The sequence below is a fragment of the Stenotrophomonas sp. YJH_SMC_80 genome (assembly GCF_059372495.1).
In genome coordinates this window covers 126,420-140,273 of the sequence record NZ_JCAFVP010000004.1, presented here as the reverse complement: position 1 = coordinate 140,273, position 13,854 = coordinate 126,420, and the positions used below count along the sequence as shown (strand labels likewise).

Annotated in this window: 10 protein-coding genes; 4 read left to right on the top strand and 6 right to left on the bottom strand. The window is 69.0% G+C overall.

What is annotated here, in order from left to right; all coding sequences use genetic code 11:
- Positions 1-42: 42 nt before the first annotated feature.
- Complete coding sequence (locus AC5P99_RS08950) at positions 43-2,040, bottom strand: M56 family metallopeptidase (RefSeq protein WP_169447946.1); 1,998 nt, start codon at positions 2,038-2,040, stop codon at positions 43-45.
- A gap of 3 nt (positions 2,041-2,043) precedes the next feature.
- Entirely contained in the window at positions 2,044-2,430 is a 387-nt protein-coding gene (locus tag AC5P99_RS08945) for a BlaI/MecI/CopY family transcriptional regulator (RefSeq protein WP_005407516.1), read from the bottom strand.
- 191 nt (positions 2,431-2,621) lie between these two features.
- On the opposite strand from AC5P99_RS08945, the gene AC5P99_RS08940 reads away from it, so the two are divergent.
- Positions 2,622-3,719 (top strand): serine hydrolase domain-containing protein, encoded by a 1,098-nt coding sequence (locus AC5P99_RS08940; RefSeq protein WP_169447945.1) that lies wholly within the window; start codon positions 2,622-2,624, stop codon positions 3,717-3,719.
- Here AC5P99_RS08940 and AC5P99_RS08935 read toward each other — a convergent pair.
- The 3 genes from AC5P99_RS08935 to AC5P99_RS08925 all read right to left on the bottom strand — a co-directional run bounded on the left by AC5P99_RS08935 (position 3,678) and on the right by AC5P99_RS08925 (position 7,151).
- On the bottom strand, positions 3,678-4,490 hold the full coding sequence (locus tag AC5P99_RS08935; protein WP_169447944.1) for an SPOR domain-containing protein: 813 nt from the start codon (positions 4,488-4,490) through the stop codon (positions 3,678-3,680). The two genes, AC5P99_RS08940 and AC5P99_RS08935, sit on opposite strands and share 42 nt — an antisense overlap.
- 3 nt (positions 4,491-4,493) lie before the next feature.
- Positions 4,494-5,909: an XVIPCD domain-containing protein gene (locus AC5P99_RS08930; protein ID WP_049460843.1), complete on the bottom strand. Its 1,416-nt coding sequence runs from the start codon at positions 5,907-5,909 to the stop codon at positions 4,494-4,496.
- 123 nt (positions 5,910-6,032) lie between these two features.
- A complete protein-coding gene (locus tag AC5P99_RS08925; protein ID WP_495213061.1) occupies positions 6,033-7,151 on the bottom strand; it encodes an SDR family oxidoreductase in 1,119 nt (372 codons plus the stop codon).
- 216 nt (positions 7,152-7,367) lie between these two features.
- Between AC5P99_RS08925 and AC5P99_RS08920 the strand changes: the two genes are divergently transcribed.
- The gene (locus tag AC5P99_RS08920; RefSeq protein ID WP_005407511.1) at positions 7,368-7,676 is read left to right on the top strand and encodes a putative periplasmic lipoprotein; all 309 of its coding nucleotides are present in this window, start codon (positions 7,368-7,370) and stop codon (positions 7,674-7,676) included.
- Here the strand turns inward: AC5P99_RS08920 and AC5P99_RS08915 are convergent.
- Positions 7,654-8,709, bottom strand: coding sequence for a DNA topoisomerase IB (locus tag AC5P99_RS08915; RefSeq protein ID WP_049449748.1), 1,056 nt, complete (start codon positions 8,707-8,709; stop codon positions 7,654-7,656). The genes AC5P99_RS08920 and AC5P99_RS08915 overlap by 23 nt on opposite strands.
- Before the next feature lie 111 nt (positions 8,710-8,820).
- Between AC5P99_RS08915 and AC5P99_RS08910 the strand changes: the two genes are divergently transcribed.
- A complete protein-coding gene (locus AC5P99_RS08910; protein ID WP_005407509.1) occupies positions 8,821-9,210 on the top strand; it encodes an I78 family peptidase inhibitor in 390 nt (129 codons plus the stop codon).
- A 174-nt stretch (positions 9,211-9,384) separates the two neighbouring features.
- Positions 9,385-13,839 (top strand): glutamate synthase large subunit, encoded by a 4,455-nt coding sequence (gene gltB, locus AC5P99_RS08905; protein ID WP_495213060.1) that lies wholly within the window; start codon positions 9,385-9,387, stop codon positions 13,837-13,839.
- The last annotated feature ends 15 nt before the right edge of the window (positions 13,840-13,854 follow it).

Genomic DNA, 13,854 nt, shown 5'->3' with positions numbered 1-13,854 from the left:
TGCCGGCACCCCCCATTGCCGGCCAGCGGCCGGCACTACCGATCAGAGTCGCTCGGCCTTGCCACTGGCCAGTGCGCGCGCGATCACCTGCTGCGCCTGCTGCGATGCCTGCGCGTGCACGCGTGCCTGGCGCTCGCCCAACGCGGCCTGTTGGCTGCCCAGCGCCGCCTGGCGGCTGGCCAGTTCAGACTGCTGGCTGGCCAGGCGCTGCATGGCGCGGGTGCGGCTGGCACGCGCGGTTTCGTTGTCCACTTCCTGCATCGCACGACGCGCCTCGGCGGCAGCCTCACGTGCGGCCTCACGTGCAACCGCCGCGTCGTTGGTCGCGCCCCGCGCCGCCTTCGCCGCTTCGGCCGCCGCTTCGCGGTTGATGTCATGCGCGGCCATCGCACTGCGCGCGGCCTCCGCTGCGGCCAGTGCCAGGCGGCGCGCCTCTTCACCCTGCAGACGCCCCATCTCACCCATCTGCTTGCCCAGGTCGCCCTGCTGGCGGCCCAGCGCACTCTGCTGGCGGCCCAGTTCGCTCTGCTGGCGACCAAGGTCCGCCGCACCGGCATAGGCGCGCTGCAGCGACTGGATCAACATCCGGTCGCGCACCACATAGCGCTTGTCGCCCTGGCGGAACCACAGCGCCGGGCCCTTGCCGAGCTGCCTGCGGGCCACCCTCACATCGTCCATGCCGCCGTTGGCGAAGGTCGAATCACCATCGACCAGCACGAAGGCCTCCCGGGGCGACTTGCCCAGATCGAGGCGACCGTAGGTCGTGATGGAGGAGGTGGTGGTCGTGCCGTCATGGTCCTCATCCATGCCAGCGGCATCGTCGACATCGGCCACATCGGCATCGTCAGGACCGGAGGGTTCTTCCATATCGGCCGGTTCTGCGGGCGGTGCGGGAGCCACCGGCTCGGCCGGAACGCGCGCGGCCGAGGCTGGTGCGGGCGGGGCTTCCGGAGCCTTCGGCGGGGGCGGCACCACGGCCTTCGGGGCGGCCGGAGGTGCGGGCGGGGCCGGCGGGGCCGGCGGCACCGGCGCTGCGACCAGCCGCATCGGCGCCACGCCCACCACCACCACCACAGCGGTCAGCGCCACCGCCAGCAGACGCGGGCAGGACCGGTGCGACTGCAGCGAAAGCAGGCGACGCTTGAGGCTGGTGGTGCTCGGTGCGGCGCTGGCCACGCCCAGATGCGGCTGCGGGGCCACGCCCAGCTGCAGCAACAGGCGGCCATAGGCCTGGCGGCTGGCGCCATGCTGGCCGACCACCGCCGCATCCACGGCTTCCTCGCGGGCCTGCGCGTATTCGCGCACCGACAGGCGCAGCAGCGGGTGGAAGAAGAACAGGTGCTGGGCCAGCGCGGGCAGCAGGCCCCATTGCAGGTCACGGCGCTGCAGGTGCTGCAGTTCGTGGGTCAGTGCCAGGTCCAGCGCATCGCCCTGCAGGACGTTGTCGCCGGCCGGCAGCAGCAGCACCGGGCGGAACGGCCCGACCAGCTGCGGTGCGTCCACCTGCGTGCTCATCCACAGCCGCGGCGCACGGCGCACGCCGTGGGCATCGGAGGCCAGCTGCAGGGCCTGCACCAGCGCTTCGTCCTCGCAGGGATACGCCGCAGCCAGCAGTGCGCGGCAGCGGCGCCACTCACCGAAGGTGCGCAGCGCCATCACCAGCACGCCGGACAGCCACAGCGCGGACAGTGCGACTGCCCACCACGCAACTGCCGGTACTTCGGCCGCGGGCAGCGGCATCGCGGCCAGCAACTGTGCGGAGGCCTCCGGGGCCAGCGGGTAGACGATGTCAGCGGCCACGTCGGTCGCGGTCATCGCCACCGCCTGCGGCGCCGGCAGCCAGGCCAACTGCAACGGCTGGCTCCAGAACAGGCCGAGCACGGCCTGCAGCGAGACCAGCCACCACAGGCGGCAGCGGGTCGCCGCCGACAGCGACGGCAGCGCGCGGCACAGGCCGTACACCAGCGCCACCAGCAGCACGGTCTGCAGGCTGGTCCAGCCCAACCGTTCCAGCATCGGAATCAGCATCGTGGTGTCCATGGCTCAGCCCTCGTGGCGACGCGATTGGAGTTGGGCGACCAGCGCTTCCAGCTCGGCCAGTTCGTTGTCGCTGACCTGCTGGCGCTGCGACAGGTAGGCCACGAACGGCGACACCGAGCCCTGCAGGGTGTTGTCGACGAACTGGGCCACGGCACCCTGCAGCACGCTCTGCGGGCCACGGGTGGCCTGGTAGCGGTAGACGCCGTCCTGCTGCCGGCGCTGAAGATACCCCTTCGCCCGCAGCCGCTCCATCATCGTCAGCACGGTGGAACGGGCCAGGCCGCGGGCCTCGCCGTAGCCACTGGCGACCTCGCCGACCGTGGCCGGCGCATGTTCATCGATGTACTGCAGCAGGGCCAGTTCCTGGTCCCCGATGGTCTTGCCACGCATGACACCACTCCCTTGACTACACGTGTCGTCACTGTCAGCTTGACGACAGCTGTAGTCAACCCCCCGGAAGTCATGGGCCGACGAACGGTAGGCACCACCGAGCGCTTAAACCTTTGACCCGCCCGCTGCATCCGATCCGCAACGCCCCGCTGGAATTCCGCATGTCCCGCCCAATGCTCCGAGTCCTGCTCATGCTCATCAGTGCACTGCCCTTCGCCGCCGTCTCTGCCAGCCAGGACCAGGCCAACGACCAGACCCGCCGCCTGATCCGCCAGATCATGCTGGAGCAGCGCATCCCGGGATTGCAGATCGCGGTGGTCAAGGACGGGCAGACGGTGTTGTCCGAGGCCTACGGGCTGGCCAACGTGGAGAACGGTGTGCTTGCCTCGCGCGACACCCGTTTCCCGCTCAATTCGGCCACCAAGGCGTTCACCGGCGTGGCCGCCGCGCAGCTGGCCCAGCAGGGGCAGCTGGATCTGGACGCACCGGCCTCGCGCTACCTGGATGACCTTCCGCCAGCGTGGAGAGACGTACGCATACACCAGCTGCTGGCGCATACCTCCGGCCTTCCGGACATCCTTGATGCGAAGGGACTGCTGGGCGGTGGCTCGGAAGCGCAGGCGTGGGCGGCCGTCACTGCGCAGCCGCTCGAAGCCGAACCCGGGCAGCGCTTCGCCTACAACCAGACCAACTACGTACTGCTGGCACGAATCATCGCGAAGCAATCCGGCATGCCCTACGAACGTTTCCTCGCCACCGGCCAGTTCAGCAGCGCGCACATGGCCCGCACCACCTTCGGCGACAGCTACGACCTGATTCCCGATGCGGCGACGATGTACAGCCTGGCCCCGCGTGCCACCGACGCTGCGGATGCACCGTCCCGCCTGTCGCACTGGTTCTACGACATACCGCCTTCGCTGTGGGCCGGTGGCGGCATCCTCACCACCGCCGACGACACCGCGCGCTGGCTGGTCGCGCTGACCGAAGGCCGCCTGCTGCCGGAGACCGCCCTGCGGCGGATGTGGAGCGCGGAGCGCCTGGCGGATGGCCGTGCCGGCCCGTGGGCGGGGGGCTGGCCGGTACTGCGCGCATCGCCCGACCTTCAGGTGGCCGGTATCGGCGGTGCGCGCTCGGCGTTCGTGGTCTATCCCGAGCGCGGCGTGGCGGTGGTGGTGCTGACCAATCTTGTCGGTGCCAATCCGCAGCAGTTCATTCCACGCATTGCCGATTTCTATGCGCGCGATGCCTCAACGCCCAGTCACGAACGGGTCGCCCCTGCACGGCAATAACGGGCTGTCATCGCAGGGCCATAGCCCGGCCGGCACGGTCCTGGCCACTTCGAAGTGATCCTGGTTCCAGCGCAGGAAACCGCCGTGGATGGCATTGCCATGGTCGAAGCTGCGCGCAGCGTCGGCCAATGGCTGCTCGGGGTCGGCTTCGGCCACCCAGCGCACCACCGGCACCTTGTCCAGCTGCCCGATGAAGGCGAACAGATCGCCCGCGCCCCTGTCCTGGTAAGCCGTCATCGTCGCCGCATCAGGCAGCTCGGCCTGCGCCAGCAACGACGCGGTGACATCCTGCAGCGGTGCGGCTCCCTGCGCGATGTAGGCGCGCATGCCCGTGGTGGTTGCTGGGCAGTCCTGCAGCTGCACGAGATACCCGGTGGTACCGCCACTGCTGGAGAACGAGCGCATCCAGTAGCGGAAACGCGGTCCGCTGCGATCGGTGACCATGAAATCCTGCTGGCCACCCTGCGCGGGAATGGAAAGCACCTGCGCATTGCCGGCACTCTCCACGTTGCACTTCAACTGCGCCAGCACCCGCCTGGCCGGTTCGGGCAGCGCAGCGTAGCGGCCGCCGGAATGGGCGCTGCCGGAAGCTTCCGGTAACGCAGGCAATCCGCGTTCAGTGGGTCCTGCCTGCGCAGGCAAGGTCTCCGGTTTCGCCTCAGGCTTCGCAGCGGGTGCGACCGGCACGGTGTGCTCCCCGGCGGGTGCGCATGCGCTGCACGCCAGCAGCAACACCCACGGCAAACCGGACATCAAGGGTAGACGGACCATCCTTCAACGTCCTCCCATCGCGGGTGCTTCGTGCTGCTGTGCCGGCGCGGGCACGGGCGCACCCTGTTCGCGCGCTTGCTGCTGCAGCTGGCGCAGGCTGGTTTCCACCGCAGTCTCGCGCACCTCGGCTGCGTTGACGCCTGCGCGCACGGCCGCCGGATCGCCCGGACTGCCCTGCACCAGGAACAGTGTCTCACCCGCAGCGCGGCCGCCACTGGGATTGCTGGCCACGATCTGGTCGACCCGGGTGATGCCTGCGGCCTTCGCTTCGCGCAGCATCACCAGGCTGTAGTCATCGGCGTGCTCGGCGTAGCGCCCGCCCAAGGCCTGCAGGTGCGTGCTGATCTGCTGCTGCAGGGCATGGTCGCGATGCTGCGGCTGCCGGGGATCGTCATTGGCCGCGAGCGGCGTGTCCTGTCCCAGCCCGCGCGCCTGGCCCGGCGCAACCGAGGTCAGCACATACTGCCAGCGGTTCTGCCCGGGGGTGCCGCGTACCGTCGCCACGAAGTCGTCGTACTCACCGCCGCCGATGGTCTGGCAGCCCGCCGAATCGGTATTGGACCGGCTGCCACGATGGATCTTGAAGGTGTCGTTGAGGTCCTGCACGCCCTGGGTATCGCGCGCATCGAACCAGCCATCGCCATTGCTGTCGCGCTCCACCCGTCCAGCGCCAGCGGTGATGGCCGCCTGCGAAGGGCGCAACGCGAATTCATCGGGATGGCCGTTGCGCGGATGCGTGGTCGCGCGCATCTCGGTGGTGCCTTCGCCCAACCGTCCAAGATCCTTGACCCGGTCGCCGTTGACGTCCTCGCCCTCGGTCTTGGTACGCGGCGCCACGTTGCCGAAGCCAGGGCTGCGTGGCGTGGTCTTGGCGTGTCCGTCGTACTGGGCGGTCGGTTCTGTCGTGGCCTGGTTGAACTCGCGCACATGGCCGTGGCCCTGCGCATCCTTCCACAGCACCACGATGCGGTCGTCGTAGACACCACGCCCTCGCGCCTCGGTGGTGCGGTTCTCGTCGCGCAGCCCCAGCACCACGCGATCCTGCGTGGCCATCGCATCGTTCGCCGCGGCGTTGCCGCGCTGGGCCACGATGCTGCCATACACGTCGTACTGCTGGGCCTGGCTCAGGCCCGCAGTCTCCGCGGCGTCGGGCATGCGCGGTGGGCGCGTCGCGTCGCTCAGGCGATCCAGCATCGGGTTGACCGTGGCCGCGTCGGTGGCGGATACGCCACCGCTCCGTCGCAGCGCCTCAAGCTCGGTGGCGCCCCGCGCCGCGATGTAGCGATCCAGCGATTCCTGCACCACCGCACTCTGGCCGTTGTGCAGGGCCTCTAGGCGGGCGGCCGCGCCACGGGCATCGTTCTGCCGCAACAGGGCGACGACTTCATCGGCCGCTGCGTTGATATCCATCTCCGGCATGATCTTTCCCTGAACGTGATCGGTATGGGAGTCCAGACTACCCCACCGCACCGGCGCAGCCGTTGACACACGCCACACACCTGCGCGAAGCCCCGTTCAGCAGACGCCACGCCGTAGTGCTGTTCACCCTCGTGGCCCGCCCATCACCGGCAGGATCACCCCGCTGATGTAACTGGCACAGGCCGGCGAGGCCAGGAACACGTAGGCCGGCGACAGTTCCTCGGGCTGTGCAGGCCGGCCCATGTCGCTGTCCTTGCCAAATTCCGCCACGTCCTGCGCCGGCTTGTCGGCCGGGTTGAGCGGCGTCCATACCGGCCCCGGCGCCACGCAGTTGACCCGGATGCCGCGCGGCAGCAGCTGGCTGGCCAGCGATTTGGTGAACGCGTGGATCGCGCCCTTGGTCGCCGAGTAATCGATCAGCGCCTTGCTGCCGAAGATTCCCGTTTCCGAACCGGTGTTGATGATGCTGGCGCCCTCGCCCAGATGCGGCAGCACCGCGCGCGCCATCTGGATGTACCCGCCGATGTTGGTCTGCAGGGTCTCCTGCAGGTGCGCGTCTTCCAGGTCTTCCAGCCGCTCGCAGTGCAGCTGGAACGCGGCGTTGTTGACCAGGATATCGATGCCGCCGAACGCCTTGGCCACCTGCTTCACCGCTTTGTCGCAGAAGCGCGGATCGCGCACGTCACCGGCGATCACCACGCAGCGACCGCCTTCGCGCTCCACGTGCTGGCGGGTGATGTCCGCGTCCTCGGCCTCGTCCAGGTGCAGCACGGCCACGTCGGCACCTTCGCGTGCGAACAGCACCGCCACCGCGCGGCCGATGCCGGAATCGCCACCGGTGACGATCGCACGCATGCCCTGCAGTTTGCCGCTGCCGGTGTAGTCGGGTGCAAGGAAACGCGGCGCCAGCTCCAGTTCGTGTTCGTGCCCGGGCTTGGCCAGCTGCTGCGCCGGCATCGCCTCCGGCTGGCGTCGTGCTCCGGCCTGGGTCGCGGTCTTCTTTGTTGCCTTCTTGGTTGCCTTCTTGGCCGCGCGGGCGTCCTTGGCCTTCTCCTGGTCCTGCAGGCGCCGCTGCCGTGCCGCAACGCGGGCGGCGCGGGGATCGCTGGCGGCGGCCTTGCGGGTTGCAGTCTTCACCACGCGCGGGCGAGCGGGGTCGGCGATGGTCCTGGTTGCAGTGCTGCCTTTGCGCACCTTGGGTGAGGCTTTGCGGCGGGCGGGGGTTTTCCTGGTGGTGGCCATGCAGGTCTCCTCGGGGGGGAATGGGATTGCCGGCCAGCGGCCGGCACTACCGGGCGCATGCGCCGCAGTACCGGGGGCGGCATCCGCCGCTCCTGCAGTGTCTCCACCCCTGCTGTTAGCGGCAGTGAGCGCGCCGTGTCCATGATGTGCACGGCATTCATTCCGCCACCACGTGCGCCGTCGCACCCTGCACGCAATCACACAAGGAACGCCTCCATGAAACACGCCATCGCCACCGCCGCCGTCTGCTTTGCCCTCGCCGCCTGCAGCAGCACACCGGTGGCCCAGGTACAGCCGATCGACGGTGTGATTTCCGGCCAGTGCCACAGCGACAGGGTGCGCGGCGCACTTGGCCTGGCCGCGTCGGACGCCACCGTCGCACGCGCACGGGTGGACAGCGACAGCCTGCACGTACGGGTACTGCGCCACGACGGCCCGCGGGTGCCGCCGGCCAGCGAAGGCGGCGACCGCCTGACCATCGAAAAGGGCCGTACCAACAACATCACCGCGATCTACTGCGGCTGAGCCGGCGCGCCCTGCGCAGCACGCGCAGGGTCGCCTGTTCCCACTGGCGCGGCCCACGCAGGCCGGCGAGCGTGGCCAGTTCGCCGCGCTCCCAGCCGGCGAACACGCAGGGGTCGATATAGGCCTTGCGGCACACCGCCGGGGTATTGCCCAACAGCGACGCCACTTCGCACACCACCGCACGCTGCGCCTGCGCCAGCGCGCGCTGGCTGGCCGGTTCCGGCAGTTCGGTGGCGGCAAACGCCTGCACCGCCGCAACCGTCCCGCCCCAGGTGCGGAAATCCTTGGCAGTGAAGTCCTCGCCCATCACCTCGCGCAGGTAGTCGTTCACCGCGCCGGAGTCGACCGGCTGCAGCGCACCGTCGTCATCGCGGTACTGGAACAGCGCCTGCCCCGGCAGCTGCTGCAGGCGCCGCACCAGCAGCCCCAGCCTGCGGTCGCCCACGGTGACCTCCTGCAGCTGCCCGGACTTGCCACGGAAGCGCATGCGCACGCGGCCACCGCGCAGCAGCTCCAGATGCCGGTTTCGCAGTGTGGTCAGTCCAAACGAACGGTTCTGCTGCACATAGGTCTCATTGCCGACCCGCACCAGCGTGTCCGCCAACAGCGCGACCACCATGGCCAGCACCTTTTCCTTCGGGAAACCGGGGCGCTTGAGATCCCGCGACAGCCGCCGCCGCAGCGTAGGCAACGCCTCGCCAAAGGCGATGATGCGGTCGAACTTGCCGGCATCGCGCTCCCTGGCCCAATCGGGGTGGTAACGGTACTGCTTGCGACCGCGCGCATCACGACCGGTGGCCTGCAGGTGGCCGTTGGCATGGGCGCAGATCCACACCGCGGTGTAGGCCGGTGGGATCGCCAGTGCGCGGATGCGTTGCAGGGTGGTGGCGTCGCGTATCGCGTGGCCATCAGCATCGCGGTAGCTGAAGCCCTTGCCGGCGCGGCGCCGGCTGATGCCCGGCTGGGTGTCGTCGACATAGCGCAGGCCGGCCGCGCGCGCTGCCTGTCGTTCGGGGGTGGAGGGAGTTGGCATGTCTCCAGTGTCGCCGTCGCCATGCCGCGATCCTGTCGATAACACAAGACAAACACGTGAGGGCCGGTTCGCCGCTATGCTCGGGTCTTCACAACCCCTTCCGGAGTCATGATGTCGTTCCCGATTCGCGCCCGTTCGCTCTCCGCCCTGTTGCTGCCGGCCGTGCTGGCCCTGACCGCCTGCCAGGCACCGGCGCTGGATGAACAGGATTCGGCCACCGCCCACGCCCAGCAGGCCGCCGAAGCAGCCAAGGCGCCGGCCGACGACGCCGGCAAGGCCACCGAGGCTCCGCCGGTCGGCACCTGCGATGCCAGCCAGGTACAGAGCCTGGTCGGCCAGGCCTACACCGATGCCCTCGGCAAGCAGGCACAGGAAGATGCAGGTGCCAGCCAGGTGCGCGTGCTCAAGCCCAATGATGTGGCCACGATGGAGTTCCTCGGCGACCGCCTGAACATCGAAGTGGACGACAAGGGCGCCGTCAGCGGCGTGCGCTGCGGCTGAGTTCGACCCCGCGCCGGCACTGGGTTGCCGGCGCGTTCCGTTGCACCTGCAACCGTGTATTGCGGCGTTGCAGCAACCTGTGATCTAGTCGAGGCATCCGGTGGCCTCACGATGCGCTCCAGGGAATGAGCGGGGACGAGTGTCGCCGCCAACCCTATACGCATCGAGGTAGAGATGGCCCCCCGCAACCGCCAAGGGCTTTACGACCCGCGCTCCGAGCGCGATGCCTGTGGATTTGGCATGGTCGCCCAGCTCGACGATCAACCATCGCGCCTGTTGGTTGATACCGCCATCGCCGCGCTTTCGCGCATGACCCACCGTGGCGGTGTCGCCGCCGATGGCCTGACCGGTGATGGCTGCGGCCTGCTGCTGCGCCGCCCCGATGCGTTCCTGAAACTGCTGGCCAGCGAAGCCGGCATCACCACCGCCGCGCGTTTCGCCGCCGGCCTGGTATTCCTGCCGCATGACGCCGACGCGGCGCAGGCCTGCCGCGCGCAGCTGCAGGCGCAGGTGGAAGCGGTGGGCTGCAAGGTCGCTGGCTGGCGCGAGGTACCGACCGACGACAGCGTCTGCGGCCAACTGGCGCGCGACACGCTGCCGCGCATCGAGCAGGTGTTCGTCGATGCCGGGGTTGGCCAGGATGATGCCGGCTTCGCACTGGCGCTGTTCCTGGCCCGTCGCCGCAGCGAACAGCAGCTGCGCGAACACGCCGACTTCTACGTCGCCACCCTCACCCCGGATGCGATCAGCTACAAGGGCATGGTGCTGCCGGACAAGCTCAGCCGCTTCTTCCCGGACCTGCAGCGCCGCGAGCTGGCCTCCAGCGCGATCGTGTTCCACCAGCGCTTCTCGACCAACACGCTGCCGCGCTGGCCGCTCGCCCACCCGTTCCGCATGCTCGCCCACAACGGCGAGATCAACACCATCGAGGGCAATCGTCGCTGGGCGCAGGCGCGCAGCAAGGTGTGGAAGACGCCGCGCTTCGATATTGGTGAATTCGACCCGGTCATCTCCATGCACGGTTCGGATTCGCAGAGCCTGGACAACATGCTGGAGCTGATGGTCGCCGGTGGCATGGAGCTGATCCAGGCGCTGCGCATCCTGGTGCCGCCCGCCACCCAGTCGCTGGAGTTCAAGGACCCGGACCTGGCCGCGTTCTACGAGTTCCACGGCCTCAACAGCGAGCCGTGGGATGGCCCGGCCGGCATCGTTGCCTGCGACAGCCGCTACGCCGTCTGCACCCTCGACCGCAACGGCCTGCGCCCGGCGCGCTGGATGCTGACCGCCGACCGCCACTTCCTGGTCGCCTCCGAGGCCGGCGTGTGGGAAGTGCCGACCGAGCGCGTGGTGCGCAAGGGCAAGCTCGGCCCCGGCGAGATGATCGCGATCGACCTCAAGCGCGGCGACCTGCTCGACTCCGACGCGGTGGACCGCATCAACCGTGGCCGTGCGCCGTACAAGCAGTGGCTGCAGCAGGGCGTGACCTACCTGCAGACCGAACTGATCGACCCGTCGCTGGTGGAAGAGCCGTTCGACGAAGCGACCCTGCGCAGCTACCACAAGCTCTACCAGCTCAGCAGCGAGGAAGTGGAGCAGGTGCTGCGGCCGCTGGCCGAGACCGAGCAGGAAGCCACTGGCTCGATGGGCGATGACACGCCGATGGCCGTGCTGAGCCAGCGCAGCCGCCCGCTGTACGACTATTTCCGCCAGGCCTTCGCGCAGGTCACCAACCCGCCGATCGATCCGCTGCGCGAAGACTGCGCGATGTCCCTGTCCACCCAGCTCGGCAAGGAGACCAACATCTTCCATGCCGGCCCGGAGACGGTGAACCACGTCATCCTCAACTCGCCGGTGCTGAGCCAGCGCAAGCTGCGCCAGCTGCTGAAGATGGAGCAGTACGTGCAGGCCAACCGTCTGCTCGACCTGTCCTACAGCGAGGACGAGGGCCTGCGCGCCGGCATCGAGCGCATCTGCAGCGAAGCCGAACAGGCCGCGCGCGATGGCATGGTGATGCTGCTGCTGTCCGACCGCTACCCGGTGGCCGGGCGGCCGATGGTGCACGCGCTGCTGGCCACCAGTGCCATCCACCACCACCTGTCGCGGCTGGGCCTGCGCTGCGACGTGAATCTCATCGTCGAGACCGGCACCGCGCGCGACCCGCACCACATGGCCTGCCTGCTCGGCTTCGGTGCCACCGCGGTATACCCGTACCTGGCCTACCAGACCCTGTTCGACCTGGGCCGCCGTGGCATCCTCAAGCTGAGCAAGGGCGGTGAGCAGTCGCAGATCGGCCGCCGCTACCGCAAGGGTGTCTACAAGGGCCTGTCGAAGATCATCTCGAAGATGGGCATCTGTACCGTGGCCAGCTACCGCGGCGCGCAGCTGTTCGAGATCATCGGCCTGGAACCGGAAGTGGTGGACCTGTGCTTCCCGGATACGGCCTCGCGCATCGGTGGCGCTGGCTTCGCGCGCCTGGATGCCGACGCACGCGAGCTGTGCGCGCAGGCCTGGGACGCGCAGCAGGACGTGGACGTGGGCGGCCTGCTGAAGTACGTGCACGGCGGCGAGTACCACATGTACAACCCGGACGTGGTCACCACCCTGCAGCGCGCGGCGCGCAGCGGTGACCCGCGTGCCTGGCAGCAGTACTGCGATGCCGTGCATGCACGGCCGCCGTCGGCGCTGCGCGACCTGCTGGAACTGGTGCCGGCGGCCACGCCGGTAGCGCTGGACGAGGTGGCTCCGGCCAGTACCCTGTTCCCGCGCTTCGATACCGCGGCGATCAGCCTGGGCGCACTGTCGCCGGAAGCACATGAAGCATTGGCCATTGCCATGAACCGCCTCGGCGGCCGCAGCAATTCCGGCGAAGGCGGTGAGGATCCCGCCCGCTATGGCACCGCAAAGCGCAGCAAGATCAAGCAGGTCGCCTCGGGCCGCTTCGGCGTCACCGCTGAGTACCTAGTCAACGCCGAAGTGCTGCAGATCAAGGTCGCGCAGGGCGCCAAGCCCGGCGAGGGCGGCCAGCTGCCGGGCCACAAGGTGAACGAACTGATCGCGCGCCTGCGCTATGCCCGGCCCGGGATCGGCCTGATCTCGCCGCCGCCGCACCACGACATCTATTCGATCGAAGACCTGGCCCAGCTGATCTACGACCTCAAGCAGGTCAACCCGACCGCGCTGGTGTCGGTAAAGCTGGTCAGCCATGCCGGCGTGGGCACGATCGCCGCCGGCGTGGTCAAGGCCGGTGCGGACCTGATCACCATCTCCGGCCAAGACGGTGGCACCGGAGCCTCGCCGGTCAGTTCGATCCGCTATGCCGGCGTGCCGTGGGAACTGGGCGTGGCCGAAGCGCACCAGGCGCTGCTGGCGAACGACCTGCGCGGGCGCACCCTGCTGCAGACCGATGGTGGCCTGAAGACCGGCCTGGACGTGGTCAAGGCCGCGCTGCTGGGCGCGGACAGCTTCGGCTTCGGCACCGCGCCGATGATCGTGCTGGGCTGCAAGTACCTGCGTATCTGCCACCTCAACAACTGCGCCACCGGCGTGGCCACCCAGGACGAGCGCCTGCGCGAGAACCACTTCACCGGCCAGCCTGAGCGCGTGGAGAACTTCTTCCGGCTGCTGGCCGAGGAAGTGCGCGGTTGGCTGTCCTACCTGGGCGCGCGCTCGCTGGAAGAGATCGTCGGCCGTACCGACCTGCTGCGCCAGATCGATGCTGCGCCGCGCGACGGCGTGCGCGTGGACCTGTCGCGCCTGCTGGCCGACAGCCGCTACGAGGGCAGCCACTGCGCCGCGCAGCGGCTGTACGAATCGCCGGACAGCCTGGCCACGCAGATGGATGGCCTGCTGGCGCCGGCCATCGAGCACAAGCGCGGTGGCGAGCATCGGTTCCTGATCCACAACACCGACCGCAGCATCGGCACCCGGCTGGCCGGTGCGGTGGCACGCGCGCACGGCAACCAGGGCATGGCCGAGGCACCGCTGGAACTGCGCTTCCGCGGCAGCGCCGGGCAGAGCTTTGGTGCCTTCAATGTCGGTGGCCTGCACCTGGAAGTGGAGGGTGAAGCCAACGACTACGTCGGCAAGGGCATGGCCGGCGGCCGCTTGGTGGTGCGCCCGCCGCGTGGTGCCCGTTTCGAGGCACGCAGCACTGCGATCATCGGCAACACCTGCCTGTATGGCGCCACCGGGGGCGAGCTGTTCGCTGCCGGTCGTGCCGGCGAACGTTTCGCGGTGCGCAATTCCGGCGCGCTGGCGGTGGTGGAAGGCGCCGGTGACCACTGCTGCGAATACATGACCGATGGCGTGGTGCTGGTACTGGGCAAGGTCGGCCTGAACTTCGGTGCCGGCTTCACCGGCGGCCTGGCCTACGTGCTGGACGTGGACCGCGATTTCGTCGACCGCTACAACCACGAGCTGATCGACATCCATCGCGTCTCCGCCGAGGGCTTCGAGAACTACCGCCAGCACCTGCACCGCCTGATCGGCCGCCACCGCGAGCTGACCGGCAGCATCTGGGCGCAGCAGATCCTGGACGAGTTCCGCGATTACATCGGCAAGTTCTGGCTGGTCAAACCGAAGGCCGCCAGCATCGAGTCGCTGACCGAAACCCTGCGACGCGCCGCGTAACGGTAGTGCCGGCCG

What these genes read in the sequence shown, in the direction of transcription:
- AC5P99_RS08950 (WP_169447946.1), bottom strand. Translation starts at nt 2,040, where the DNA reads ATGGACACCACGATGCTGATTCCGATGCTGGAACGGTTGGGCTGGACC.
- AC5P99_RS08945 (WP_005407516.1), bottom strand. Translation starts at nt 2,430, where the DNA reads ATGCGTGGCAAGACCATCGGGGACCAGGAACTGGCCCTGCTGCAGTAC.
- AC5P99_RS08940 (WP_169447945.1), top strand. Translation starts at nt 2,622, where the DNA reads ATGCTCATCAGTGCACTGCCCTTCGCCGCCGTCTCTGCCAGCCAGGAC.
- AC5P99_RS08935 (WP_169447944.1), bottom strand. Translation starts at nt 4,490, where the DNA reads ATGGTCCGTCTACCCTTGATGTCCGGTTTGCCGTGGGTGTTGCTGCTG.
- AC5P99_RS08930 (WP_049460843.1), bottom strand. Translation starts at nt 5,909, where the DNA reads ATGCCGGAGATGGATATCAACGCAGCGGCCGATGAAGTCGTCGCCCTG.
- AC5P99_RS08925 (WP_495213061.1), bottom strand. Translation starts at nt 7,151, where the DNA reads ATGGCCACCACCAGGAAAACCCCCGCCCGCCGCAAAGCCTCACCCAAG.
- AC5P99_RS08920 (WP_005407511.1), top strand. Translation starts at nt 7,368, where the DNA reads ATGAAACACGCCATCGCCACCGCCGCCGTCTGCTTTGCCCTCGCCGCC.
- AC5P99_RS08915 (WP_049449748.1), bottom strand. Translation starts at nt 8,709, where the DNA reads ATGCCAACTCCCTCCACCCCCGAACGACAGGCAGCGCGCGCGGCCGGC.
- AC5P99_RS08910 (WP_005407509.1), top strand. Translation starts at nt 8,821, where the DNA reads ATGTCGTTCCCGATTCGCGCCCGTTCGCTCTCCGCCCTGTTGCTGCCG.
- gltB (WP_495213060.1), top strand. Translation starts at nt 9,385, where the DNA reads ATGGCCCCCCGCAACCGCCAAGGGCTTTACGACCCGCGCTCCGAGCGC.